This is a genomic window from Glycomyces arizonensis DSM 44726, from assembly GCF_000482705.1.
In the GTDB taxonomy this organism is placed as follows: Bacteria; Actinomycetota; Actinomycetes; order Mycobacteriales; family Micromonosporaceae; genus Glycomyces; species Glycomyces arizonensis.
Window position 1 is genome coordinate 523,783 of sequence record NZ_AXWO01000001.1, and the last position, 24,799, is coordinate 548,581.

Annotated in this window: 26 protein-coding genes and 1 pseudogene; 9 read left to right on the top strand and 18 right to left on the bottom strand. The window is 70.4% G+C overall.

The window, feature by feature from the left end; all coding sequences use genetic code 11:
* Positions 1 to 39: 39 nt before the first annotated feature.
* The 5 genes and pseudogenes from H613_RS0102420 to H613_RS23920 form a co-directional block, all read right to left on the bottom strand.
* Positions 40 to 336, bottom strand: a complete 297-nt coding sequence (locus H613_RS0102420; RefSeq protein ID WP_026922547.1) for a YggT family protein — start codon at positions 334 to 336, stop codon at positions 40 to 42.
* Positions 337 to 355: 19 nt separating this feature from the next.
* Positions 356 to 925, bottom strand: coding sequence for a cell division protein SepF (locus H613_RS32330; RefSeq protein ID WP_026922548.1), 570 nt, complete (start codon positions 923 to 925; stop codon positions 356 to 358).
* Positions 926 to 1,092: 167 nt separating this feature from the next.
* Entirely contained in the window at positions 1,093 to 1,800 is a 708-nt protein-coding gene (locus tag H613_RS0102430) for a YggS family pyridoxal phosphate-dependent enzyme (protein ID WP_026922549.1), read from the bottom strand.
* Between the two features lie 168 nt (positions 1,801 to 1,968).
* A pseudogene (ftsZ, locus tag H613_RS0102435) lies at positions 1,969 to 2,911 on the bottom strand (cell division protein FtsZ); the annotation flags it as partial.
* A 75-nt stretch (positions 2,912 to 2,986) separates the two neighbouring features.
* Complete coding sequence (locus H613_RS23920; RefSeq protein ID WP_051392835.1) at positions 2,987 to 3,619, bottom strand: cell division protein FtsQ/DivIB; 633 nt, start codon at positions 3,617 to 3,619, stop codon at positions 2,987 to 2,989.
* Positions 3,620 to 3,812: 193 nt separating this feature from the next.
* Between H613_RS23920 and H613_RS0102445 the strand changes: the two genes are divergently transcribed.
* The gene (locus tag H613_RS0102445; protein WP_035735556.1) at positions 3,813 to 4,736 is read left to right on the top strand and encodes a siderophore-interacting protein; all 924 of its coding nucleotides are present in this window, start codon (positions 3,813 to 3,815) and stop codon (positions 4,734 to 4,736) included.
* Here H613_RS0102445 and H613_RS0102450 read toward each other — a convergent pair.
* The 9 genes from H613_RS0102450 to H613_RS0102490 all read right to left on the bottom strand — a co-directional run bounded on the left by H613_RS0102450 (position 4,733) and on the right by H613_RS0102490 (position 15,279).
* The gene (locus H613_RS0102450; RefSeq protein WP_051392836.1) at positions 4,733 to 5,338 is read right to left on the bottom strand and encodes a Uma2 family endonuclease; all 606 of its coding nucleotides are present in this window, start codon (positions 5,336 to 5,338) and stop codon (positions 4,733 to 4,735) included. The genes H613_RS0102445 and H613_RS0102450 overlap by 4 nt on opposite strands.
* Before the next feature lie 135 nt (positions 5,339 to 5,473).
* Positions 5,474 to 6,886: a UDP-N-acetylmuramate--L-alanine ligase gene (murC, locus tag H613_RS0102455; RefSeq protein WP_026922553.1), complete on the bottom strand. Its 1,413-nt coding sequence runs from the start codon at positions 6,884 to 6,886 to the stop codon at positions 5,474 to 5,476.
* A 28-nt stretch (positions 6,887 to 6,914) separates the two neighbouring features.
* Entirely contained in the window at positions 6,915 to 8,024 is a 1,110-nt protein-coding gene (locus tag H613_RS0102460) for a UDP-N-acetylglucosamine--N-acetylmuramyl-(pentapeptide) pyrophosphoryl-undecaprenol N-acetylglucosamine transferase (RefSeq protein ID WP_026922590.1), read from the bottom strand.
* 54 nt (positions 8,025 to 8,078) lie between these two features.
* Positions 8,079 to 9,311: a putative lipid II flippase FtsW gene (gene ftsW, locus H613_RS23925; RefSeq protein WP_051392860.1), complete on the bottom strand. Its 1,233-nt coding sequence runs from the start codon at positions 9,309 to 9,311 to the stop codon at positions 8,079 to 8,081.
* 17 nt (positions 9,312 to 9,328) lie between these two features.
* Positions 9,329 to 10,711, bottom strand: coding sequence for a UDP-N-acetylmuramoyl-L-alanine--D-glutamate ligase (gene murD, locus H613_RS23930; RefSeq protein ID WP_245598440.1), 1,383 nt, complete (start codon positions 10,709 to 10,711; stop codon positions 9,329 to 9,331).
* Positions 10,712 to 10,724: 13 nt separating this feature from the next.
* Positions 10,725 to 11,855, bottom strand: a complete 1,131-nt coding sequence (gene mraY / locus H613_RS0102475) for a phospho-N-acetylmuramoyl-pentapeptide-transferase (protein WP_026922554.1) — start codon at positions 11,853 to 11,855, stop codon at positions 10,725 to 10,727.
* Positions 11,852 to 13,225, bottom strand: a complete 1,374-nt coding sequence (locus tag H613_RS0102480) for a UDP-N-acetylmuramoyl-tripeptide--D-alanyl-D-alanine ligase (protein ID WP_026922555.1) — start codon at positions 13,223 to 13,225, stop codon at positions 11,852 to 11,854. The genes mraY and H613_RS0102480 overlap by 4 nt, the downstream gene beginning before the upstream one ends.
* Positions 13,226 to 13,259: 34 nt before the next feature.
* Positions 13,260 to 14,750 carry a UDP-N-acetylmuramoyl-L-alanyl-D-glutamate--2,6-diaminopimelate ligase gene (locus H613_RS0102485; RefSeq protein WP_026922556.1) on the bottom strand — a complete coding sequence of 497 codons (1,491 nt, stop codon included), beginning with the start codon at positions 14,748 to 14,750 and terminating at the stop codon, positions 13,260 to 13,262.
* 37 nt (positions 14,751 to 14,787) lie between these two features.
* On the bottom strand, positions 14,788 to 15,279 hold the full coding sequence (locus tag H613_RS0102490; protein WP_035735559.1) for a MarR family winged helix-turn-helix transcriptional regulator: 492 nt from the start codon (positions 15,277 to 15,279) through the stop codon (positions 14,788 to 14,790).
* 326 nt (positions 15,280 to 15,605) lie between these two features.
* Between H613_RS0102490 and H613_RS0102495 the strand changes: the two genes are divergently transcribed.
* Both H613_RS0102495 and H613_RS0102500 read left to right on the top strand, forming a co-directional pair.
* Entirely contained in the window at positions 15,606 to 16,625 is a 1,020-nt protein-coding gene (locus H613_RS0102495; protein WP_051392838.1) for a VldE C-terminal domain-containing protein, read from the top strand.
* 58 nt (positions 16,626 to 16,683) lie between these two features.
* Complete coding sequence (locus H613_RS0102500) at positions 16,684 to 17,904, top strand: L,D-transpeptidase (RefSeq protein ID WP_051392839.1); 1,221 nt, start codon at positions 16,684 to 16,686, stop codon at positions 17,902 to 17,904.
* Here the strand turns inward: H613_RS0102500 and H613_RS0102505 are convergent.
* Together H613_RS0102505 and H613_RS28825 are read right to left on the bottom strand one after the other, a co-directional pair.
* Positions 17,901 to 18,242: a DUF3817 domain-containing protein gene (locus H613_RS0102505; RefSeq protein WP_026922560.1), complete on the bottom strand. Its 342-nt coding sequence runs from the start codon at positions 18,240 to 18,242 to the stop codon at positions 17,901 to 17,903. The genes H613_RS0102500 and H613_RS0102505 overlap by 4 nt on opposite strands.
* On the bottom strand, positions 18,239 to 18,631 hold the full coding sequence (locus H613_RS28825; RefSeq protein ID WP_156925773.1) for an SURF1 family protein: 393 nt from the start codon (positions 18,629 to 18,631) through the stop codon (positions 18,239 to 18,241). The genes H613_RS0102505 and H613_RS28825 overlap by 4 nt, the downstream gene beginning before the upstream one ends.
* Before the next feature lie 65 nt (positions 18,632 to 18,696).
* Here H613_RS28825 and H613_RS23940 point away from each other — a divergent pair, with 65 nt between their 5' ends.
* A complete protein-coding gene (locus H613_RS23940; protein WP_156925774.1) occupies positions 18,697 to 19,623 on the top strand; it encodes an acyltransferase domain-containing protein in 927 nt (308 codons plus the stop codon).
* 13 nt (positions 19,624 to 19,636) lie between these two features.
* On the opposite strand, the gene H613_RS0102520 is transcribed toward H613_RS23940, so the two are convergent.
* A complete protein-coding gene (locus tag H613_RS0102520; protein WP_035735562.1) occupies positions 19,637 to 20,128 on the bottom strand; it encodes a cupin domain-containing protein in 492 nt (163 codons plus the stop codon).
* Positions 20,129 to 20,258: 130 nt separating this feature from the next.
* Between H613_RS0102520 and H613_RS0102525 the strand changes: the two genes are divergently transcribed.
* The 4 genes from H613_RS0102525 to H613_RS0102540 are packed head-to-tail and all read left to right on the top strand — an operon-like array spanning position 20,259 to position 22,755.
* Entirely contained in the window at positions 20,259 to 20,759 is a 501-nt protein-coding gene (locus tag H613_RS0102525; protein WP_026922562.1) for an RrF2 family transcriptional regulator, read from the top strand.
* A 9-nt stretch (positions 20,760 to 20,768) separates the two neighbouring features.
* Positions 20,769 to 21,647, top strand: coding sequence for a TIGR01777 family oxidoreductase (locus H613_RS0102530; RefSeq protein WP_026922563.1), 879 nt, complete (start codon positions 20,769 to 20,771; stop codon positions 21,645 to 21,647).
* Between the two features lie 38 nt (positions 21,648 to 21,685).
* Positions 21,686 to 22,159 (top strand): hypothetical protein, encoded by a 474-nt coding sequence (locus tag H613_RS0102535; RefSeq protein WP_026922564.1) that lies wholly within the window; start codon positions 21,686 to 21,688, stop codon positions 22,157 to 22,159.
* A gap of 35 nt (positions 22,160 to 22,194) precedes the next feature.
* Positions 22,195 to 22,755: a hypothetical protein gene (locus tag H613_RS0102540; protein WP_026922565.1), complete on the top strand. Its 561-nt coding sequence runs from the start codon at positions 22,195 to 22,197 to the stop codon at positions 22,753 to 22,755.
* Here H613_RS0102540 and H613_RS0102545 read toward each other — a convergent pair.
* Positions 22,682 to 23,731, bottom strand: a complete 1,050-nt coding sequence (locus H613_RS0102545; protein WP_026922566.1) for an LLM class flavin-dependent oxidoreductase — start codon at positions 23,729 to 23,731, stop codon at positions 22,682 to 22,684. The genes H613_RS0102540 and H613_RS0102545 overlap by 74 nt on opposite strands.
* A 135-nt stretch (positions 23,732 to 23,866) precedes the next feature.
* Between H613_RS0102545 and H613_RS0102550 the strand changes: the two genes are divergently transcribed.
* Positions 23,867 to 24,790 carry a YobF C-terminal domain-containing protein gene (locus H613_RS0102550; RefSeq protein WP_026922567.1) on the top strand — a complete coding sequence of 308 codons (924 nt, stop codon included), beginning with the start codon at positions 23,867 to 23,869 and terminating at the stop codon, positions 24,788 to 24,790.
* Positions 24,791 to 24,799 lie beyond the last annotated feature (9 nt).

Sequence of the window (24,799 nt, forward strand, 5' to 3'; positions counted from 1 at the left end):
GACACCATAACCGGGTCTCGCACCACACCCCCGCCACTGCTACGCGATCGCGTTCCCGACGACGAAGTCCATCAGGATCCACACGATCAAGAGCAGCGCCAGGAACGCCAGATCAATCGATACAGTACCAAGCCTGAGGGGCGGGATGACTCTCCTCAACCCTTTCAGGGGAGGGTCGGTCACGCTGAACACGGTCTCCAGCAGCGCCGCGGCCTTGGGCCCCGGCTCCCATCTGCGTGAGAAACGGATCACTACGCCGCCGACCAAACGTGCCAGTAGGAACAGATAGAAGGCGAAGAGCGCCAGATAGATCAGCTGCAGCACGATATTCCACACGGTCGCCAGTATCTCTCAATCACGACTGGTTGAAGAAGCCGCCCTCGGCGATCTTCGCCTTGTCTTCGGCGGTCACCTGCACCTGCGGAGGCGAGAGCAAGAACACTCGGTTGGTGACCCGTTCGAACGAGCCCCTGGTGCCGAAGATCAGCCCGGCGGCGAAGTCGACGAGCCGCTTGGCGTCCGCCTCCTCCATCTCCGAGAGGTTCATGATGACCGGGGTGCCGTCCCGGTAGCGCTCGCCGATGGTGCGCGCCTCGTTGTACGTGGTGGGGTGGAGCGTGGTGATCCGGTAGTTCGTGCGGGACTCCTCCTCGGCGGGGACGGGGCGCACCGGCGCGGGGTCGGCCAGCGCGAGGTTGTCGCGAGTCAGCGGGGTGACCGAGCCGGAGCTGCGATTGAGCTGCCGGACGGTGCCGCGGTCGTCGCCGCTCCGACCGAGCCGGGCGGTGGTGTGCTGGGTGCGGCGGCCGGTGCGCGCCGCGGGTTCCTCAGCGAACTCGTCGTTGTCGTCGTACGCGTTGTAGCCGCGGTCCTCCTCGTCTTCGATGAGGCCGAGCCACACGCCTGCCTTCCGCATCGCGCCCATCGATCGTGCTCCCTCCTCGGGCCGCCCCTGCTTGAGTCAGGTACGCGGTCTCATCCTAGCGCCGACTCCTTACACGGATGTGTTTTTGATCCAGCCGACCGCCGGAGGCGGCAAAAGATCCCCTGCCTCGACGGCGGCGAGATCACCGGCATCGATTGCCACATACATTACGCCATCGGCTCACGTTCGCCGAGGACGTTTCTGCCCAGTCTGACCATTGTGGCCCCAGCGGCGACGGCGGCGGCGAAGTCGCCGCTCATGCCCGCCGAGATCTCGGTGGCGGCCGGCTCCACCGTCCGCACCCTCTCGGAGCACTTCGCAAGCAGGTCAAAGGCCTTGGACGGCGCCCATCCGAGCGGGGCGACGGCCATGACGCCGCGCAGCCGCAGGGAGGACGCCTCGGCGACCTTGTCGGCGAGGGCCGGGAGGTCGCCGATCGCGGCGCCGCCGCGCGAGGTGTCACCGTCGAGGCTGACCTGGAGCAGCGCGTTGATCGGACGCTCGGCGGCCGCGGCCCTGTCGAGTGCCTCGACGAGCCGGACGCGGTCGACCGAATGCACCCAGTCGGCGTACCCCGCGACCGAGCGGGCCTTGTTGCGCTGCAACTGGCCCACGAAGTGCCAGGCCGGTTCGAGCCCGCGCCCGGCGAGCTCGGCGGCCTTCGGCGCGGCCTCCTGGTCGCGGTTCTCCCCCAGGTCGGACTGGCCGAGTTCGACGAGCGCCGCGGCGTCATCGGCGGGGAAGTGCTTGGTGACCACGATGAGCCGCACCGTCTCCGGCTCGCGCCCGGCCTCGCGGCACGCCGACGCCACGGCGTCGCGGGCGCGGGCCAGGTTGTCCCGCAGCTGCTCTCGGCGCCGGGCGTCAGGAGCCATTCTTGAGGAAGTCCGGGACGTCCACGTCGTCGAACAGGACCTTGCGCGGCTCGGGGACCGAGCTCTCGCGCGGCGGCTCGGGTTCGGCCGCCGGCTCGGGCCGGTGCTCGGGCTCGGGGACGCTGCTGGTGATCCGGCTGGGCTGGGCCAGCTCGAACTCGGCCTCGTTGGTGTCGAACCCGGCGGCTATGACCGTCACGCGGGCCTCCTCGCCGAGGGCGTCGTCGATCACCGCGCCGAAGATGATGTTGGCGTCGGTGTGCGCGCAGTCGGAGACGAGCTCGGCGGCGTCGTTGATCTCGAACAGGCCGAGGTCGGAGCCGCCGGCGATGGACAGGAGCACCCCGCGCGCCCCCTCCATGCTCTGCTCCAGCAATGGCGATTCGATCGCGGCGCGGGCGGCCTCGACGGCCCGGTTCTCGCCGCGCGCCGAGCCGATGCCCATCAGGGCCGATCCGGCGCCGCTCATGACGCTCTTGACGTCGGCGAAGTCGAGGTTGATCAGGCCCGGCGTGGTGATCAGGTCGGTGATGCCCTGGACACCGGAGAGCAGCACCTGGTCGGCCAGGCGGAAGGCGTCCATCATGGAGATGGTGCGGTCGCCGAGGTGGAGCAGCCGGTCATTGGGGATGACGATGAGCGTGTCGCACTCGTTGCGGAGATCCTCTATTCCCGAGACCGCCTGAGTCTGGCGCCGCTTGCCTTCGAAGGCGAACGGGCGGGTGACCACGCCGATGGTCAGGGCCCCGAGCTTGCGGGCGATGTTGGCGATGACGGGCGCGCCGCCGGTGCCGGTGCCGCCGCCCTCGCCGCAGGTGACGAACACCATGTCGGCGCCCTTGAGGACCTCTTCGATCTCGTCGCGGTGGTCTTCGCAGGCCTTCGCGCCGACCTCCGGGTTGGCCCCGGCGCCGAGGCCGCGGGTGAGCTCGCGGCCCACGTCGAGCTTGACGTCGGCGTCGCTCATCAAGAGCGCCTGCGCGTCGGTGTTGATCGCGATGAACTCGACGCCCTTGAGCCCCGCCTCGATCATCCGATTGACAGCATTGACGCCGCCGCCTCCGACTCCAACGACTTTGATGACGGCGAGGTAGTTGTGCGGTGGTGTCATCGCTGCTGCCTTCCTTCCCTGACCGGCCCCATGTGCGACAAACGGGAGGTGCGAACCCGCCTGTTCCCCCTAACGCTAACTCACAGAGGGTGCATCTGGTGCGCTGACATCGACATGTTCGTACCCGCTCTCCAGCAATCGAAGCGCCACGAGCGCTTTCTCGTCGTTCTTCGAACCGTCGCCCCACGTGAGCGTCCGTCCATCTTCGAGGTACAGGGTCACCGCCGCCGGGGAGGGCGTCGCGACGTGTTCGACCTCGTCAGCGAGGTCGGACGGGAGTGCTTGCAGGACTGCGATGGTCTCGGCGGTGGCCAAGTCCTCGGGGCCCGGTGAGTCGAGTTCGGCGTTCCAAGTGGACGCGGGGATTTCGGCGACTTCGTCGAAGACGACGCCTTCGGAATCGACCATGAGAAAAGTCTCCCCGCCCGACGGCACGGCGAGATATGGCTCGCGCTCGGTCACCTCGATGCGGATCGCAGTGGGCCACGAGCGCGATACCTCGACGGATTTCACCGGGGGCAACGAGGCGACTTCGGCGGCGATCGCGTCGAGGTCGGCGCGGAGGATCGACTGATCGAGGTAATCGTCTGCGGCGGAGGCCACTTCGGCGGGGTCGAGGACGCTGGTACCGGCGACGCGGACGTCCTTGACGGCCAACAGCGGTGTGGCCCAGAGCAGTACAAAAGCGAGTACCGCCACGGCCACCACGGCGACGCTCCAAGGCCACAGGCGTCGTCCCGGCAGGCGGCGCCGCACGACGTGGACGAGCCGCCACGGGCCTGGGTCTTCGCGTGGACCGCGCATCGCTCGATGATGCCATGTCGGCGCCCGGACGGGGTGGCGACATGCCCGGGCGCTCGTATAAGGTAAGGCAAACCTTATTCGCTAGGAGGAGCAGCGCGTGACGACGCAGACCGTGGGCCTCACCCTCAACACCGTCCGGCCGTGGAGGCCCTTCACCTGCCACGTCAAGGCGCTGCGGCGGCTCAGCCCGTCGTTCCTGCGCGTCACCTTCGCGTCAGAGGAGCTGCGGCACTTCGCCGACAACGGCTACGACCAGCGCTTCAAGCTCATCTTCCCCGCCCCGGCGTGCGGCTTCGCGAAGTTCCCCGACAGCGACCGGTGGTACTCCGACCTGCGGGCGCTGCCGGACGAGGAGCAGTGCCGGGTGCGGACCTACACCGTCCGCGCGGTGCGCGGCGAGGCCGGCGAGGTCGACGTCGACATGGTCGTCCACGCGCCGCACGGCGGCCGCGAGGCCCCGGCCCTGCACTGGGCGCTGCACGCCGAGGTCGGCAGCGAGCTCGTGCTGCTCGGCCCGGACGCGCGCTACGACGGCCCCCACGGCGGCATCGACTTTCGCCCGCCGGAGAACGCGAAACTGCTTCTGGGCGGCGACGAGACGGCCGCACCGGCGATCGCCTCGATCCTGGAGCGCCTGCCGATCACCGCCCACGGCGACGTCTTCATCGAGGTGCCCGAGGCCGCCGACGCACTGGAGCTGGACGCGCCGCCGGAGGTCGAGGTGCACTGGCTGCCGCGCGACGGCGCCGGATGGGGCGAGCGGCTCGTCCCGGCCGTCACCGAGGCCGCCGCGGGACTGAAGATCCGGGCGACGCTCGACGAGGTCGAAGACGTCGACGTCGACACCGAGACCCTGTGGGACGCGCCCGAGCAGACCGGGGCGTGCGAGTCGTACGTGTGGATCGCCGCCGAGGCCGGCGTGGTGAAGGCCCTGCGCCGCACCATCCGCCAGGACCTCGGACTCCCGAAGGAGTGCGGCGCCTTCATGGGCTACTGGCGCCTGGGCAAGGACGCCGACTAAGGTTGCGACTTGAACGCCGAGGTATCGAGCTCGAAGTCGAAGGGCTCCGGTACATACGCGGATTTACCGAAATCCACCGTGACCTGAGCCTGGTAGCCCCGTTTGCGTGACGGGTCAGAGTAGACCGTCAGCGCTCGCTCCTTCATGTCGAAGAGCAGGTAGACCGGAACACCCGATCGACCATAGATGTCCTTCTTCTGGTTCCTGTCATTGTCACGGGTCGCAGTCGACGTCAGCTCCGCGACGAGCGACAGCGCCTCGCCTGGGATCTGGTTGGAGTCGATGTTCATCATGTCGGTCTCGAGCACGTAGACATCCGGCCCGAGAGCGCCCCATTCGGGAAACACGAACAGGAAGGGAGCCTCACGAGCTTTATGGCCATCAGGCGCATGAGCATTCAACTGATCCAGCAATGACATCATGCCCGTGCCGTAATAGGCCTTAGACCATGGTGACACGACAATGTTCCTTCCGAAGACCTCGGCGTTGAGTCCATCTGGAAGGTCCAGCTCACTGGCAGTCTCCACCATGTAACCGAAGCCTTCGCTCCGTTCATCATAGGAGAGTGCCTCATTGTCCCGTTTCTGGAGGTTCATGACCATCGTCGCCTCCTCGGCTGGTTCGAGTCGTGATCACCATGTTGACCTATGCCAACTATAGGCGAGTTGCGACCGGCACGCACCTGCCGTGCTCATGCGACGATCGGGCCCGCGCGTCCGGCGCGGGCCCGTTGCGTCTCAGCGGAGGAGGTCGTCCGGCATCAGGGAGATCGGCGGGGCGCCCATCGTCACCACCACGTCGCCTTCGGCGGCGAGGGCCTTCACCGCGGCCGGGACGTCGTCCCATTCGGCGACGAAGACCTTGTCCCCCTCGGGCAGGTCGATCGCCTCGGCGAGCCTCTCGCCGCCCTCGCCTTCGGGGATCGGCTCGCCGGGGGCGAAGATCTCCATGACGACCGCCTTGTCGGCCAGCGACAGGGCCTCGGCGAGCTCGGCCCGCAGCTCGATGGTGCGGTAGACCCGCAGCGGCATGAACACCACGATCAGGCGGCCGGGCGCGGCCACCTCCTTGAGGGTCCTGATCGCCGCGGTCATCGCCGTCGGGTGGTAGGCGTACTCGTCGAAGACCGCGTAGCCGTCCACCTCGCCGCGCTTCTCGAAGCGGCGCCTGACGCCGCCGAACGCGGCGAGTCCCTTGGCGATCTCGTCGGCGTCGAGGCCGACGTGCAGGCCGACGGCGATCGCCGCGGCCGAGTTCAGCGCGATGTGCGAGCCCGGCATCGGCAGGTGGAAGCGGCCGAGTTCCTGGCCGTGGAGCAGGACCGTGTAGTCCACGCCGTCCTTGTGGGACTCGACCTCGCCGATCTGGATGTCGGCTTCGTCCGCGAAGCCGTAGGTGGCGACGGTGCGGCCCTCGGCGCGGAACCGCTCGGCCAGAGCGGCGGTGCGCTCGTCGTCGGCGCACAGCACCAGCAGGCCGTCCTTGCTCGTGTTGGCGCAGAACCGCTCGAACGCCTCGGTCAGCGAGTCCATGTCGCCATAGGTGTTCAGGTGGTCGAGGTCGATGTTGGTGACCACGCCGATCTCGGGCCGGTAGCGCAGGAACGAGCGGTCGGACTCGTCGGCCTCGGCCACGAAGAGCTCGCCCGCGCCGTGGGCGCCGTTGAACGCGCCGATGATCTCGCCGCCGTTGACGTACGACGGGGCCTTCCCGGCGTGCTCGAGCATCTGGACGATGATCGCGGTGGTGGTGGTCTTGCCGTGGGTGCCGGTGACGACCACGGACTGGAGCCCGGTCATCGCCGCGGCGAGCGCCTCGGAGCGGTGGTAGACGCGGATGCCGCGGCGGCGGGCCTCGGCGACTTCGAGGTGCTCGTCGTTGTGCGCGGTGGAGCGGACGACGGTGTCGACGCCGTCGAGGTTCGACTCGGCGTGCTCGCGGTGCAGCGTGACGCCGAGCCGTTCGAGCTCGGGCAGGTTCGGCCAGTCCTTGAGCTCGGAGCCGGACACCTCCAGGCCGCGGGTGGCGTACAGGCGGGTCAGGCCGTTCATGCCGACGCCGCCGACGCCTATGAACAGCGTGTGTCCGAGATCCTCGGCGCGGATGCCCTCGTCGATCGGGGACGTCAGGTCGTTCGGGTCCTTCGTCATCGCTCAACCGCCTTCACAATGCTGTATTTCATGAATTCACGGCTTTCAGCGTGAACTGCCGCAGCGCCTCGTCGCCGTCGCGGCGTCCGAAGCCCGCCGAGGCCTGGGCCATAGCCGCCAGTTTCGCACGATCGCTGATGAGCGGGACCAGGTTGGCCTCGATCCAGGACGGATTGAGGTTCTCGTCGTCGCAGAAGATCGCCCCTCCGGCGGCCACGACGGGCCCGGCGGTGCGGTACTGCTCCTTGTTGCCCCACGGCATGGGCACGAACACGGTCGGCAGCCCCAGCGCCGTCACCTCGGCGACGGTCATGGAGCCGCCGCGGCCCATGACCATGTCGGCGGCGGCGTAGCCGAGCTCCATCTCGTTGAGGTAGGGCAGCGTCCGGTAGGCGACGGGCAGGCCGTCGGGCACGTGGACGGGCTCGTCGCGGCGGGCGCCGATGATGTGGAGGACCTGGATGCCGCGGTGGGTGAGCACCTGGGCGGCCCCCGAGACGGCCTGGTTGATGGAGTTGGCGCCCTGGGAGCCGCCGTACACGAACAGGACGGGCCGGTTCGGGTCGAGGCCGAAGCGGGCGCAGGCCTCGGCGCGGCGCGCGAACCGGTCGAGCTGCGAGATCGCCGGGCGCAGCGGCACGCCGGTGATGGTGCCGTCGGCCAGCAGCGGCGACGTCTGCGGCAGGTGGGGGAAGCCGAGCGCGAGGTTGTCGCTGAACTTCAGGGCCATCTTGTTGGCGACCCCCGGCGGGTCGTTGAACTCGAAGATGACCATGGGGGTCTTGCGGCGCCAGGCGGCGAGGTAGGCGGGGACGGCGACGTAGCCGCCGAAGCCGACCACGACGTCGGCCTGCACCTCGTCGAGGACCGCGCGGGTCGCCTTCATGGCCTTGAGCATGCGCGGCGCGGTCAGGAGGAGGTCGAGGTTGACCTTGCGCGGCAGCTGGTGCGCGGGGACGTTGCGCAGGTCGTATCCGGCCTTCGGGATGAGCTCGTTCTCCAGGCCCTTCTCGGTGCCGAGGCAGGTGATGCGGATGCCGGGGTCGTGGCGGCGCAGGCAGTCGGCGTACGCCAGGAGCGGGTAGATGTGGCCGCCGGTGCCGCCTCCGGCGAGGACGGCCGATCGTAGCTGAGGCAACTTCAAGGCTTTCTGGTTCGAAGGGACGGGTGTCGGACTTCGGGGTTCGCTCCGTCAGGTGGAGGGCGTCTTGCTCTCGCTGGTCTGCGGCGGGGCGCCGGCGGGCGCCGGAGGCAGGGGTGCCCACAGGAATCGTACGAGGCGGGACGGGTTGCGCGCCCGCAGCGCGGTGGCGGCGTCGGGTTCGGCACGCGCGAATCCGGCGAGCATGCCGACCGCGGCGAGCACCACGACCAGCGCCGTGCCGCCGTCGGAGATGAACGGCAGCGGCACCCCGGTGATGGGGATGAGTCCGAGGACGCCGCCGATGTTGATGAACGCCTGGCCGGCCAGCCAGATCGTGACGCCGGCCGCCACCAGCTTGCGGAACGGGTCCGCCGAGCGGCGGGCGATGCGGAAGCCGGTGTAGACGAGGACGCCGAACAGCGCCAGGATCACCAGGCAGCCGACGACGCCGAGTTCCTCGGCGATGAGCGCGAAGATGAAGTCGTTGTGCCCGTTGGGGAGCCATTCCCATTTCTGGCGGCTCTCGCCGAGGCCGACGCCGAACCAGCCGCCGTCGGCGATCGCGTAGTAGCCCTGGATGGCCTGGTAGCCCCACGAGTCGGCGAAGTCCTCGGGCCGGTTGAACGAGAGGATGCGCTCCATGCGGTAGCCCTCGAAGGCGACCAGGAGCGCCGAACCGGCGAGGGCGACGGCGCACAGGACGCCGAGGACGCGCATCGGGACGCCCGAGGACCACAGCAGGCCGATGAACATGGCGACGATGATGAGCATGGTGCCCAGGTCGGAGTAGCCGATGACGAGCATCGACAGGCCCGCGATGGGGAACAGCGGGATGGCGAGGTCCCGCCAGGAGGCGATGCGCGGGCCGAGGCGCACGAGCGAGTCGGCGACCCACAGCAGCAGCGCGAACTTGGCGAGCTCGGCGGGCTGGAACTGCACGGGGCCGAGGTGGATCCACAGGTCGTCGGTGCCGAAGGCGTCGTTCCCGAAGTTCGGGGCGAGGAGGACCAGGCCGAGGACCACCGACAGGATCAACAGCGGCCGGGCGACGCCGCGGTAGGTGCGGGAGGGGAGCCGCTGGGCGATCCAGAAGCCGATCAGGCCGATGAGCGCCCACATGGCCTGCCTGACGACGATGGCGAAGGCGTCGCCGTTCTCGGAGTAGGACTCGACCATGGTGGCGGAGAAGACCATGACCAGGCCGATGGTGAGCAGGAGCGCGCTGGAGGACAGCAGCAGGTAGTACGAGGCCAGCGGTCGGTCGAGCAGGCCCCGGAGCATCTCGGCGAGCCCGGACCTCACGACGTCTCGCTCGGCTCTTCCGACGGGGCCGCCGCGGACGGATGGCGTTCGACGGCGGCGGCGAAGGCGTCCCCGCGGTGGGCGTAGTTCTGGAACATGTCGTAGGAGCCCGCGGCGGGCGAGAGCAGGACGGTGTCACCGGGGCTGGCGTAGGCGGCGGCGTGGGCGACGACATCGGTCATGACCGCATCGTCGTCGCCGTCGAGCACGGTGACGGGGAGGTCCGGGGCGTGTCGCGCCAGCGCGTCGGCGATGAGGGCCCGGTCCTGTCCGAGGAGGACCGCCCCCCGCATGCGCGGCGCGAAGCGGGCGACGAGGTCGCCGACGTCGACGCCTTTGAGCTGGCCTCCGGCGATCCACACGATCGGGTCGTAGGCGGCGAGCGCGGCGGCGGCGGCGTGCGGGTTGGTGGCCTTGGAGTCGTCGACCCAGCGGATGCCGCCGGTCTCGGCGACGGTGGCGTTGCGGTGCGGCTCGGGGGTGTACTCGCGCAGGGCCCGGCCGATGTCCTCGCAGGAGACGCCGACGCCGCGGGCGAGGGCGGCGGCGGCGAGCGCGTTGGCGACGTTGTGGGCGCCGGGCGGGTGCACCTCGTCGGCCGAGCAGATCCGGACGGGTTCGCCGCCGGTGTAGTCGACGAGGAAGCCGAGGGCGACGCCGAACTGGCCTGGGGCGGGCTCGTCGAGCGTGAAGCCGGTGGTCTCGGCGTTCGTGTTCTTGGCGAGGGCGGTCACGGCAGTGTCGTCGAGGTTGACCACGGCCGCTCCCCCGCGCCAGACGGCGGTCTTGGCCTCGGCGTAGGCGTCGAAGCCGCCGTGCCAGTCGAGGTGGTCGGGGGCGAGGTTGATGATCGCCCCGGCGGCGGGCGTGAGTTCGGCCGACCAGTGCAGCTGGTAGCTGGACAGCTCGACGGCGAGCACGTCGTAGGGACCGTTCGCGGCGTGGACGAGCGGTTCGCCGATGTTGCCGAGGGCGGCGCTGCGCAGGCCGCCCGCCCGGAGCATGGCGGCGAGCATGGTGACCGTGGTGGTCTTGCCGTTGGTGCCGGTGACGGCGAGCCAGGGCGGGGCGCCGGGGCCGCGCAGGCGCCAGGCGAGCTCGGGCTCGGAGTAGGTGTCGAGCCCGCGTTCGCGGGCGGCGACGGCGATCGGGTGGTGGGGCGGGAAGCCCGGCGAGAGGACGACCTCCTCGACGTCATCGAGCAGTGCGGTGTCGAAGCCGTCGGCGACGACGGTGCGGGCGCCGAGGGCGGCGAGCGCGGCGATCCGCTCGGAGTCGTCGCGGTCGTAGACGGTGACGGTCTTGCCGCGCATCAGCAGCGCCTCGGCGCACGCGGCTCCGGCGACCCGTGCGCCGGCGACGAGGAAGCGGTCGGCCATGTCCATACTCTATCTACCCGGCGACTCTGAGGAAGTCGGCGAAGAAGAAGCCGAGGCCGATCCCCATGCCGATGCCGGCGATGATCCAGAAGCGGACGACGATGTTGACCTCGGACCATCCGGCGAGTTCGAAGTGGTGCTGGAGCGGCGCCATGCGGAAGACGCGGCGGCGGGTGGTCTTGTAGGAGATCGTCTGGATGATCACCGAGAAGGTGATGATGACGAACAGGCCGCCGATGATCGGCAGCAGCAGGATCGTCTTGGAGGCGAGCGCGAGTCCGCCGATGAGGCCGCCGAGGCCCAGGGCACCCGAGTCGCCCATGAAGATCTTCGCGGGCGAGGTGTTCCACCACAGGAAGCCGAACATGGCTCCGGCGGCGGCTCCGGCGATGAGCGCGATCTCGAGGGGGTCGCGGACGTCGTAGCAGTAGTTCGGAGAGAGGCTCCCGCCCGCGCCGCCGCACCAGTGGCGGTACTGCCAGAAGCCGATGATGAGGTAGGCGGCGAAGGCCATCATGGACGCGCCGGTGGCGAGGCCGTCGAGGCCGTCGGTGAGGTTGACGCCGTTGGCGGTGGCGTTGACGATGAAGACGAAGACGATGACGGCGCCGATCTTGGTCAGCGGCAGCCAGTCGATGTCCTGGGTGAAGGAGAGGTACGGGGTGGCGACGGTGTCGGAGATGTCGGGGTCGTCGACCGAGCCGGTGTAGTAGAGGGCGATGATGCCGAAGACGGCGGCGGCGATGGTGAGGCCGAGCATCTTCATCCTGCCGGAGATGCCGCCCGAGTGCTTCTTGCGGATCTTGAGCCAGTCGTCGATGAAGCCGACGAAGCCGCAGGCCACGAACAGGCCGATGAGGACGATGCCGGTGGCGGTGAAGTTGGTCGGCCGGGAGAACTGGTGGGTCTCGGCCTCGGGGAGGGCCATGAGGACGAGGTGGCCGACGATGTAGGCGACGACGGTGGTGACGATGAAGACGACGCCGCCCATGGTGGGGGTGCCGGCCTTCGCGAGGTGGGTCTGGGGTCCGTCGGTGCGGATGGGCTGCCCGGCCTTGAGCCTGCGGAAGGCGTTGGCCGCGACGGGGGTGAGCGCCATGGTGAGCGCGAACGCCACGAACGCGGCGATGATTACTGCTCTCACTTGTCGTTGTCCTCCTTGGCGCGCAAGTGGTCGGCGACTTCCCAGGTGCGGTAGCGGGAGCCTTTCACCAGGACGGTGTCGCCGGGGCGCAGCCGGTTCCGCAGCAGTTCGATGGCCGCGGTCTGGTCGGGTACGTGGGTTGCGGCGGCGACTCCGTCGGCGCCGTCGATGATGGGTTCGGTGCCGTCGCCGACCGCGATGAGTTCGTCGACGCCGGCTTCGGCGGCCTGCTCGCCCGCGCGGCGGTGGCATTGGTCGCTGAGTTCCTCGAGGTCGGCCATGAGGCCGAGGACCGCGATGCGGCGTCCGGCCGTGGGGACCTGGCCGAGGGCGCGGATGGCGGCGCCCATCGAGGCGGGATTGGCGTTGTATGAGTCGTCGATGACGGTGGTGCCGTCGGGGAGGGTGAAGACGTCCATCCGGCGCTCGGACTGGCGTCCGGCGCGGGAGAGCTGGTCGGCGATGTGGTCGGGGCTCGCGCCGAGCCGCCAGGCGACCCCGGCGGCGGCGAGCGCGTTGTAGACGTGGTGGCCGCCCCACAGCCGCAGTTGGACGGGGGCGTCGCCGTCGGGGGTGCGGAGGGTGAAGCGGTGGCGGCCGTCGCCGGGATCGAGGCCGATCGCGGCGATGTCGGCGGATTCGGTGACGCCGAAGGTGAGCACCTGGGCGCGGGTCTTCGCGGCCATGGCCGCGACGCGCGGGTCGTCGGCGTTGAGGACGGCGGTGCCTTCTGGCGCGAGGAAGCGCGGCAGTTCGCTCTTGGCCCGCGCGGTGGTCTCGATGTCGCCGAAGCCGTCGAGGTGGGAGATGCCGACGTTGAGGACGGCCCCGATGTCCGGCGGGGCGATCTCGCACAGGTCGGTGATGTGCCCGACGCCGCGGGCGGCGAGTTCGAGCACGAGGTAGCGCGTCTCGGGTTCGACGCGGCAGACGGTGTAGGGGTGGCCCAGCTCGTTGTTGAAGTTGCCCTGGGTGGCGACGGTGGGGCCGAGGCTCGCGCACAGCTGCCCCATGAGGTCCTTGGTGGAGGTCTTGCCGTTGGAGCCGGTGACGCCCACGACGGTGGCCTCGCTGCGGCGGGCCACTTCGCGGGCGAGGGCGGCAAGGGCGCGGAGGGTGTCGTCGACGTAGACCGCCGGCGAGTCGATCGGGCGGCTCGCGATGGTGGCCGCCGCGCCTTCGGCGGCGGCTTTCGGCGCGAAGTCGTGCCCGTCGACCTTGGCGCCGGGGATCGCCAGGAACAGCCCGCCGGGGCCGACCTTGCGGGAGTCGTGCTCGATCCCCCCGGTGACGATCGCCTCGGGGTCTGCCGTCTCGTTCAGTCTGCCTTCGACGGCGGTGGCGATGTCGGCCAGGCTCATGGGGATCACGCGGCGGCTCCTCCTGTTCGATTGGTGAGTGCTCTTATGCGGGTGACTCGACCCAGCCGACTTCGAGCAGCGCTCTGGCGAGCAGCTCGCGGTCGTCGCTTTCCACCGGGCCCTCGGCGGTCTCGATGACCGTCTCGTGGCCCTTGCCGAGCAGGGCGATGGTGTCGCCCGGGGCGGCCAGGCCCACGGCCTCCCGGACGGCGAGCTCCCGCCCCGGAATATTACGACAGGGCACGCCTCGCACGGCGGCGGCCACCTCGTCGCGTATGCGCGCGGGGTCCTCAGTGCGCGGATTGTCGTCGGTGACGATGACGGCGTCGGCGCCCGTGGCGGCCGCGGCGCCCATGAGTGGCCGCTTGGAGCGGTCGCGGTCGCCTCCGGCGCCGAGGATGGCGATGACCTTGCCGGGGGTCGACTCGCGCAGCGAGCCGAGGACGGCGGTGATGGCCTCCGGCTTGTGGGCGTAGTCGACCACGCCGCGGACGGGGGCCGTCCCGGAGACGAGTTCCATGCGGCCGGGCACGCCGCGGCAGGAGGCGATGCCGTCGAGTCCTTCGGCGAGGTCGACGCCGACGGCTTCGAGGAGGGCCGCGGCGAGCGCGGCGTTGGCGACGTTGTGGCGCCCGGGCATGTTGACGCGGCCTTCGGCCTTGCCGCGGGGACTGCGCAGCGTGAAGGTCTGGGTGAAGCCGTCGGCGGCGATGTCCGAGGCGTAGTAGTCGGCGCGCGGGTCTTCCAGGGAGAACAGGAGGGTCTTCTCGTCGGCGAGGGTGGCGACGCGCGCGTCGTCGGCGTTGAGGATCGCCGTCTCGGCGCGGCCGTCGAACAGCTTCGCCTTGGCGTTGAAGTAGTCGTCGAGGTCGGCGTGGAAGTCGAGGTGGTCGGTGCCGAACATGGTGAACCCGGCGGCGGCGAAGCGGCATCCGGCGACCCTGCCGAGGGCGAGGGCGTGGCTGGAGACCTCCATGACCACGTCGGTGACGCCGCGTTCGAGTGCGACGGCCAGGAGCGCCTGGAGCTCGGGGGCCTCGGGGGTGGTGCGCTCGGAGCGGATGACCTGGTCGGCGATGCGGGTCTCGACGGTGCCGATGATGCCGGTGGTGCGCCCGGCGCGGGCGAGCCCGGCCTCGACGAGGTAGGCCGTGGAGGTCTTGCCGTTGGTGCCGGTGATGCCGATGAGGTTGAGGTGGTGCGACGGCTCGCCCCAGACGCGGGCGGCGACGGCGCCGGTGAGCGAGCGGGGCTCGTCCGCGACCAGGACGGGCAGGCGCCCGGCGACGAGTTCGGCGCCGCGGGCGTCGGTGAGGACGCAGGAGGCGCCGCGCTCGGCGGCCTGCTCGGCGAACTCGGCGCCGTGGCGCCTGGCGCCGGGCAGCGCCGCGAAGAGGTCCCCCGGTTCGACGAGGGCGGCGGCGAGGCTCACGCCGGTGACGGTGAGCTCGGAGTCCTTCGCTGCGGGGACCAGGTCGGCGAGGCCGGCGACCCGGTAGGGCGCCGTGACCTCGGGTCGCGGAAAGGTTGACACGGCCTGACCCTACACCGATGGGGCGGCCGGGAAATGATCACTGCGTCTTGACGGGCCGTTCGGTGTCGTCGAGGTTGGCCGACCATGTGGTGAGGAGTTCGGTGAGCTCGGCGGCCTGGTGGCAGTCGAGGGAGTCGAGGAACAGCTCGCGCACGAGCGAGAGGATGCACGGCGCGGTCTCCTCCAGGCGCTCGCGTCCGGCGTCGGTGAGGACGACCCAGGTGGCCCGGTTGTCCTCCTCGCATTTGAAGGTCTCGGCCAGGCCCATGTCGGCGAGGCGTTTGACCTGGTAGGTGGCGGCGCTCTTGGCGGTGACGATGCGCTCGGCGAGCTCGCTCATGCGCAGGCGGGCACCGTCGGCGTCGGCGAGGCGCACCAAGACCTCGTACTGGGTGTGGGAGATGCCGTGGTAGTCCTGGAGGCGCCGCTCGATCTGTTGCTCCAGCCGGTGGGTGACGGTCAGGAACTGGGTCCAGACGGCGTTCACCTCGGGGGCGAGCCAGCGGCTCTCGAAGTCTCCCGCGCTCATCACCGGCCTCCCTTCCCTGGCCCTCACCGGTTCAATTTCGAACCATCCTACCCTTTGGTGGGGCGTTCACAGGGGACCGAGTTACCGAGGCCATAGTGCAAGGGGCAGCGCCGTGAACCGGTGTCGCATCGGGGCGCCCGGCAACGCGGCCTTCATGCGGAGCGGGCGGGGACCGGTGGGCCGGATACCACCCGGCCCGGTGGACAGACCAGGCCCTGAGTCGCCCGGTCGCGCCCGCGACCCGGTATACGCCGAGCCGTATTCGCGTTCTACGCTGTACGGCGACACGTCCACTCGGCCTCAAGCACCCGAAGGACCCTCCCGCTTTGAACGGTACCGACGCACGCCCCGCCGCCACGTCCGCGGCGCGGCGCCTCCTCTCCTTCCCGATCGTCGCCGTCGTCGCCGTCGTCCTCCTGGTCGCACCCGCCTCCCAGTCCTCCGCGCAGGAGGAAGGGGCCTCCTCGGGCCTCAGCCAGGCCATCGAGGACTACCTCAACGCCCAGGACGAGCTGGCCTCGCTCGAACAGCAGCAGGAGGACCTCGAAGCGGAGCTGGCGGACTCCCGGACCGAGGTCGAGGAGCTCACCGCCGAGCTCGACGAGTACGCCTACATCGCGTACACCACCTCGGACATGCAGTCGATGTCGGCGATCATGGCCTCGGGCGACCCGACGCAGGCGCTCAACGCGATGACCATGCTCGAGTTCCTCGGCGAATCGCGCGCCGACCGCCTGCACCAGCTCACCACGCGCCTGTCCGAGATCGAGGCGACGCAGCAGACCCTCGCCGACACCATCGCCGAGCAGGAGGACGTCACCGACGAGATGGAGGACGCCCGGGACGAGGCCGCCCGCGAGCTGGCCGCCTCCGGCGGCGACGCGTCGGACGGCCCCAGCGCCAGCGACGCCCCCGCGGCCGAGCCCGCGCCGCGCAACGCCGACGGGACGCTGCCCTACCAGGGCTGCACCGAGGACGACCCGACCCCGGCCGACGGCTGCGTGACCCCGCGCACGCTCCACGCCTTGGAGCAGGCCCAGATCGCGGGCTTCACCAGGTACGTCAGCTGCTACCGGCCCAGCGGCTCGGGCGAGCACCCGAAGGGCCGCGCCTGCGACTTCTCCGCCCAGCCCGGCGGCTTCGGCGGCGACGCGGGCGGCGACGACTACGACTACGGCCAGAACCTCGCCGCGTGGTTCACCGAGAACGCTCACGAACTGGGTGTGCAGTACGTCATCTGGTACCGCCAGATCTGGTTCCCCTCCTCGGGGTGGCGGTCCTACAACGGCGGGAACGGGGACCCGTCCTCGGACCACACCAACCACGTCCACCTGAGCATCCGCTGAGATCACGTTCGGCGATCGACCCTGAATGAGCCTCGTTCACAATGTGTACTGTGGGGGCATGACGATCGGACGCTCCTCTATCACCAGGCGCGGCGCCCTCACCGCCGGCGTCGCCGCCGTCACCCTGACCGCCTGCTCTGACGAGACCGGCACCATCAGCGGCTCGGACGACGAGGAACCTGAGGAGCCCGTCAGCGCCGCAACCGTCACCATCACCCCCGCCGACGGCGCCACCGACGCCACGGCCGCCGCCGAGATCGCCTGGACCGTCGAGAAGGGCACCTTCACCGAGTTCAAGCTGACCGACGCCGCCGGGAACGCCGTCGAAGGCGACATGCACCCCGACGGGGCCACGTGGATCCCGGCCGCCCCGCTGGAGTGGGAGACCACCTACACCGCCTCGGTCAGTGCCGAGGACGACGCCGGGATCGCCGTCACGGCGACCTCGACGTTCACCACCATCGCCTCGCCGGGCAACCGCGTCTCGATCGAGAACTACCTGCCGGCCCAGGACTCCACCGTCGGCCAGGCCGCGATCCTGGCCTTCCGCTTCATCGACTACGAGATCCCCGAGGACCTGCGCAAGGGGGTCGAGCGGCGCCTGTTCGTCAGCTCCGAGCCCGCGCAGGAGGGCTCGTGGCACTGGATCACCGGCCGCGCGCTCGAATACCGGCCCAAGGAGTACTGGCAGCCGAACACGCAGGTCACGGTGCGGCTCGCGATCGGCGGCCTGCCGATCGGCAACGACAAGTACGGCGAGTACGACGCCGAGACGGTCTTCGACATCGACTCCGAGGCCCGCAAGCTCGAAGCCGACAACGACACCAAGCAGCTGCGCGCCTACCAGGACGGTGTGATCGTCCAGACGATCCCGATCGCGCTGGGCGCCGACGAGACCGACGGCAACGACACGCGCTCGTTCGAAGGCCACATGACCATCATGAGCCGCGAGGAGGAGTCGACGTTCGTCTCCGACCTCTACGACTACGAGACCCCGGTCAAATGGGCGATGCGGCTGACGTTCAGCGGCCAGTTCATCCACGGCGCGCCGTGGGCGGCGGACGCGCTCGGCAAGGAGAACATCTCCCACGGCTGCATCAACGTCACCAACGAGATGGGCGAGTGGATCTACAACTTCGTGCGCTGGGGCGACCCGGTCGTGGTGCTCAACACGGGGCGCACGCTGCCGCAGGGCGATGGGTTCACCACGTGGGACCTCGACTGGGAGACCGTCGTGGGCGGCTCCTACCTCGAGCAGGGCACCGGCGAGGACGGCTAAGCGGCGGGCTCGCGGACCTTCGGGTCGGCGGCCTGCGGGTGCTCCTCGAGGATCCGGTTGTGCGCCCAGCGCTCGACGAAGAACGAGCCGATCGGGACGGTGCCGCCCAGCAGCAGCCCTATGGTGTGCGGCCAGAGCTTCCATCCGGCCTGCTGGGCCAGGTGGAAGCCGAGCACCAGGTAGATCATGTAGCACAGGCCGTGGATCGGGCTGATGGCCGTCACGAGCACGTCGTTGTCCGCGAAGTACTTCATCGGCATGGCCACGAACATGAGCGCGATGAGGAACGTGCCGACGATCCAGGCGACGATGCGGAATCGCTTCAGAGCGGCGTTCATGCGGTACTCCCCCGGTTCGGGTCGAATTCGGACTGCCGGGCGTGCAGGCTGAGCTCGGCATCACTGCGTCGGGCGTTCATGCTGAACTCGGCGTCATCCAGGCGAGCCTCCAGGATGCCTCCCTCGAACGGCGAGGTCATCGGGGGCGGCTCCTCGCGGCGCCGCGGCGCCGCGGGGCGGTCCTTGCTCAGCTCCACGCGCATCTGCCGCACCCACAGCGCGACGGTGAACAGCGCGAACAGCGGCCACTCGAACGCGTAGCCCCAGCTGATGGCGTTCCCGTGCTGGGCGCGGGTCAGCTGCCACCAGCCGAGCACGCCGAATCCGGTCGTCAGCACCACGGCGAAGAAGTGCAGGACGAGCCATGGGGGCGTCAACAACCGTCGCACCCGGCCAGACTATGGGGGCCGACCCGGAGTTGCCGCGCGGGGGCGGCCCGTGGTGACATAGGCCGGTGACCGATGACCTACCGCCGTCAGGAACCGTCCCTCCGCTGCCGAAGCCCGACCCCGACCGGGTGCGGGAACTGCTGCTCGAATGGTGCGGGGCCGACCCAGAAGACGCCCTCGCCGCGGCCGAGGCCGCCCGCGGCCTCGACGACGGCCTGCTCGACCTGGCGGGCCGGATGTACCGCTCGATCGCCGACGACATGGGCGGGCGGATGTGGCTGCGCTGGCCGAAGCCCCCGGCCGACGCGGGCGACGCCGAGCGCTTCGTCGGCCTCTATCCGCTGCTGGAGGCCGTGCCGCTCATGATCGACTTCCACCGCGGCATCGGTGTGGACGAGGCCGAGTCCCGGCTCGTGCTCCAGGACATCGGCGAGAAGCTGCGGCTCAACCGCCAGATGTACGGCCGCCCCGGGCTCGACGTGGCGTTCTGGTTCACCGCGCACGTGCGCGGCACGATCTACCAGCTCGGGCGGCTCCAGTTCTGCATGGAGGGGACGAAGGCGGCGCCGCGCATGGGGCTGCACATCCGCGGCGAGGGCGGCCCGCTCGGTCCGGAGTCGGTCCGGGACTCGGTGGAGCGGGCGCTCGAGTTCTTCCCTGCGAAGTTCCCCGAGCTGTTCGGACCGGAGCGGCCGATGACGTTCATGTGCTCGTCGTGGCTGCTCGACCCGCAGCTGCGCGACTGGCTGCCCGAGCGGTCGAACATCCTCAAGTTCGGGGCGCTGTTCGACCTGGTGGGCCCCGAGACGTACGCGAACGCGGGCGGGCACGACGACATCTGGCGTTTCGTGTTCGCCAGGACGCCGGACACGCCGATGGAGGAGCTGCCGACCGAGAACACCCTCCAGAAGTCGGTGATGGCCGGGCTCAAGGCGGGCGTCGGCTACCAGACCCGCCTCGGCGGTCTGAACCGGAAGCGCCTCGGCCTGTGAGCCCGGCTCTCGATTAGGACCTGGCCGTCTGCCAGGCGGGGCTGTCGACGTAGTGGTTGTCGAAGCGCTCGCCCGAGGCGGCGATCTCGGCCGGATCGGCCTCGCCCGCCGCCACTCGCGCGAGGAGGCGGTAGTAGTCGAACCGGTCGGCGGCCGGGGTGAAGACCGCCAGCACGTCGGCGTCGGCGCCCGGAGCCGCGCCGAAGGCGTGCGGCAGGCCCGGCGGCAGGCTGATGAAGTCGCCCGCTTCGAGGACGACGATCTCCTCGCCCGCGAGGACCTGGAGCGCGCCGTCGATGACGAACAGCGACTCGCTCGCGTCGCCGTGGAAGTGGGGCGGCGCGCCGTCGCCTCCCGCCGGGAAGGTCGAGCGGGTGACGGACAGTGCCCCGGCGGTCTGCGAGGAGTCGGCCAGCAGCGTCATGACCGACCGCTGGGCGTGGTCGAGCCGCTCGGCGGCGGCGGCGCGGGTGACGAGCGGCTGGGCGGCGGTGGGCGTGTTCATTCGGATCGCTCCTGTCGTTCCTGGATGTTTCTTATCTAGATATTATATGTCCAGGAATCATTTCACAAGCGCCTTGAGCCACGTCACACAACCCCGGTGAGCATCGAACCCGGATGTGTAATCTCTGGTTATGCGTATCAGCGAAGGCGTCGAATGGGCCGCGCACTGCTGCCTGCTGCTGGACTGGATGGGCGTCGACGAACCGGTCTCCACCGCCCGCCTCGCCGCCGGGTACGGCCTGCCGCCCGCCTACCTCAACAAGCAGCTGCAGCCGCTCGTCCGCGCCGGCATCCTCACCTCCACGCCCGGCAAGCGCGGCGGCTTCCGGCTCGCCCGGAGCCTGGAGGACATCACGCTCATGGACGTCCTCACCGCCATCGAAGGCCCCGAGGAGGCCTTCCGGTGCGACGAGATCCGCCAGAACGGTGTCTGGGCCGACCTGCCGGAGTCGGCCTTCCGCGCGCCGTGCGCCATCGACGCCGCGATGCGCGCCGCCGAACTGGAGTGGCGCCGCGCCCTCGCCGCGCGGACGCTGGCCTCCGTCCAGACCGACGCGGAACTCCAGGCCCCCTACCTGCGCAGGCAGGTGCAAGACTGGTATGCCGAGCACTACCCGGCGCACACGCCATAAGGTGGTCCCATGCGGATCGTCATGGCCGGATCGAGCGGCTCCCTCGGCACCGCGCTACGAGGCGCGCTGGAAGGCAACGACATCGTCCGTCTGGTGCGCCGGACGCCTCGCGACGACGACGAGATCCAGTGGGACCCCTATCGGAACGAGTTGGACACCGCCGTCCTGGACGGCGTCGACGCGGTGGTGAACCTGTGCGGCGCCCCGGTCGGCGGGCGGCGCTGGAACGCGGCCTACAAGCGGCACCTGCGCGCCAGCCGCGTCATCCCCACGAAGGTCCTCTCCGAAGCCGTGGCGCGCGCCGAGGTGCCGGTCCTGGTCAACGCCTCGGCGGCGGGCTGGTACGGCGACAGGGCCGACGTGCCGGTCGACGAGCGGACTCCGGCGTCGGCCGACTTCCTCGGCAAGACGGCCCTGGCGTGGGAGCGGGCCACGGTCCCGGCGCAGGAGGCGGGGACGCGGGTGGTCCGGCTGCGCAGCGGCCACGTCCTTGACCGGCGCAACGAGGTGCTGAAGCGGATGCTGCCCACCTACCGGTGGTTCCTCGGCGGCAGGTTCGGCGGCGGCCGCCAGTACATGCCGTGGATCTCGCGGCGCGACTGGGTGAGCGCCGTGGAGTTCCTGCTGGACAGCGACGTGGACGGACCGGTCAACATGGTCGGTCCGACGCCGGTGACGAACCGCGGCTTCGTCCAGGCGCTCGCGGCGGTCACGCACCGGCCCGCGCCGTGGGTCATCCCCGGCTGGGCGGTGAAACTGGTCGCGGGCGAGGCCGCGACCGAGATGCTGCGCAGCACCAAGATCATCCCGGCCGTCTTGGAGTCCAAGGGCTTCGAGTACCGCGACCGGACCGTCCTGGACGCTCTGGAGTGGTCGCTCGGCCGCTGAGGACCGTCTCCACCTGCCGCGCAGGGCAGACTTGGCGCATGGACCTCTCCGATATCGACCCCGGCCCCGACAAGCCGGGGACGGTCACCGCCGCGCAGGTCGCGCTCTGGCTCCAGGTCGTCTACTTCTTCTGCGGAGGCATCGCCCCGGCCGTCTTCTGGTGGCCCGCCTTCGCCGTGGTGCTCTTGGACGCCGTCAGCCCCTCTTACGCCGACTGGCAGTTCTGGCTGCTGCTCCTCTGCATTCCGGTCGCGGCCGCCTACACCTCCGCGCTCAACCGGCGCATCAACGACGCGGACCGCCGGGCGCGGATCGCGGCCCTCGTCTCCACCGCACTGCTCGCGGCGGGCACCGTCGCCGCAGTCCTGGTCTCGTACGCTCCCTCGGCCACGTTCATCACCACGGCGCCGTTCTTGGGATTGCAGGCCGTGACATTGGCCTGCCTGTGCTCACCGGAGGCGAACGCGTGGTTCCGGTATCGCGTCGAGGACCAGTTGGCGGAAGAGCCGTAGACTCGAAAACCGTCCCTGCCTCGGAGGGAGCGCCCGTGACACCGCCGCCGAACGACTCGCTCGAAGTGCTGTACCGCAAGCCCGGCACCATCACCGCGGCGCAGGTGCTCATGTGGATCCAGTTCTCGTTCCTCGTCTGCTGCGGTTTCGGAGGGACGTTCGCGGTCTTGTTCATGACCGGCATCGTCAACGAGCTCGGCATCGACGAGGACGTGCTCGAAGGCGCCGAGAACCTCGTGGTCCTGACGGCGGCCGTGTTCGCGGGCGTCGTGGCCGCCGCGATCCTGTTCGGAGTGCTCGCCGCGAAGCTCGGCGCCGGACGCCGTTCGGCGCAGGTCATGACGGTCGTCGTCATGCTCGGGATCATCGTGTTCGGCTTCGTCGGCCTCTACACGCAGTTCGAGGTGGAGGACTACGCGGGCACGCCCGTGGACGGCTCCGAGGTGGTGGGGACGCTGCTGGCGCTGGCGCTGCCGATCGTGACGCTGCTGTGCCTGTGCACCGGCTCGGCGAACCAGTGGTTCAGGCAGGGCGGGCGGGACGCGTGGCCGCGGTACCAGCCGGTGTATCCGCCGATGGCGCCGCCGTACCGCTGAGGGCCTCGCCGAGCGCGGCGATGTTGTCGCGCACGGCCGCGGTCTCGCCGAGCCCCTCGGCGAGCAGGAGCTGCCGCGACACGCCGGTCTTCTCGGCGGAGGCGGCCAGCCGCTCGGCGACGTGCCCGGCGGAGCCGACCGCGTGCCGCTCGATCATCCAGTCCACATAAGACGCGTGGTCGCGCGCGGTGCGGCCCGGTCTGAGGCTCACGTACTGGCCGACGCCGCGCTCCAGCAGCTCGGTGAGCGAGCGCCGCAGCCGTTCGGTCTCCGCCGCGCCGCCGACCTGCGCCAGGTGCGTCGAGACGTGCTCGGCCTTCTCGGGGTCGAACCCGTGCGCCTCGGCCTCGCGCCGCCACGCGCCGATGAGGACCGCGTGGTCCTCGTCGGCGGCGTGCATGCCGAGCAGCAGCGGCAGCCCGAGCCTGGCGGCGAGGCGGGCGGTGCGCTCGCTCGTCGCCGCCACCCACAGCGGCCCGCCGCTTCCGGGAGGCATGGCCCGCACCGGCAGCACGTCGAAGAACTCCCCGGCGTGGGCGATCTCCTCTTCTCCGGACAGCCAGCGCGCCAGCAGCCGCAGGCCCTCCTCGAAGCCGTGCTCGAACCGGTCGAGGCCGGTGCCGAAGACGTCGAGGTCGATCCACGGGCCGCCGCGGCCGACGCCGAGGCGGAACCGGCCGGGGGCCAGCGCGTCGAGGGTCGCGGCCTCTTCCCCGAGGGCGACCGGGTGGCGGTTCGACAGGACCGCCACGGCGGTCCCGATCTGGATCCGCTCGGTGGCGGCGAGCAGGTGCGCGGCCATGAGCGTGGCCGAGGGGTTCGCGCCGTACTCGATGAAGTGGTGCTCGGCGACCCAGGCCCCGGCCAGGCCCGCGGCCTCGGCGGCCTGTGCGTGGCCGACCAGGTGCCGCAGGGTCTCGGCGGGGGTGGTGCCGGGGAAGACGCCTCCGAGCAGGAACAGGTCGTGTGCGATCACGGGTGCTCCATCGAACTTGCGGGGGAAAATTCAAAATTGTACCGTCTGTCCAGATCCGGGATCGTCGTCGCGATGCCCGGTGATCCTCAACGGTTCCATACCGGACCGTCGCGGACAAGCGCCAATGGAGGCACGATGTTCTTTCCCTACACCGGTTCCGGCTCCTACTGCTACGCGAATGCGCTCGACATGTGCCTGGGGGACGCCTCGCCCGGTCCGGCCGTGATCGAGGTGCTGACCGGCTCGCCGTTCGGCATGCAGCTGCTCGGCGGGACCACGCCGTTCTTCGACCCGGCCGGGTGGGACGGCGACATCGGGATCGACGCGGCCTTGGCCGCGCTCGGCTGGGAGTGCCGCCGGACCTCCGGCGACCGCGAGGAGGCCGAGCGGCTGCTGCGCGAGGCGGAGACGGCCGATCCGGTCCTGGTCGGGCCGGTCGAGATGGGCCTGCACGACCACCGGCCGGGGCTCGGCGAGCCGATCGGCGCCGACCACTGCGTCGTGGCACTCGGCGTCACCGGCGGCATGGTCCGCTTCCACGACCCCGCGGGGCACCCGTTCGCGACCCTGCCCGTCGAGCGGTTCCTGGACGCCTGGCGCACCGACACCCTCGGCTACGGCGAGTCGTACACGGCGAGGACCGGCTTCGCGAAGGCGCGGGAGGTCGAGGTCGCCGACGCGGTCGAGCGCACGATCGGCGCCGCGGTCGCGTGGCTCACCGGCGAGCACGGGCACCCGGTGCCGCCCGGGACGCTGCGCAACGGGGAGGCCGCCGAGCGCCTGGCGGCGCTGATCGAGGAGGGGCTGCCGGAGGAGACGCATGGCCACCTGACGCACTTCGCCATCCACGTCGGGGCGCGGCGGCTCGCCGACGCCGCGGTGTGCCTCTCGGGGATCGACAGGCGCTCGGCGGCCGCGCTCGTCTCGCGGCAGTCCGAGCTCGTCGGGAGTCTCCAGTACGAGGTGACCACCGGGCGGGCCGAGCGAGCCGCGGCGGCGCTGCGGGAGCTGGGCCCGACGTACGGGGAGCTGGCGGAGCGGCTGCGGTCGGGCGACTGAGACGTGGCA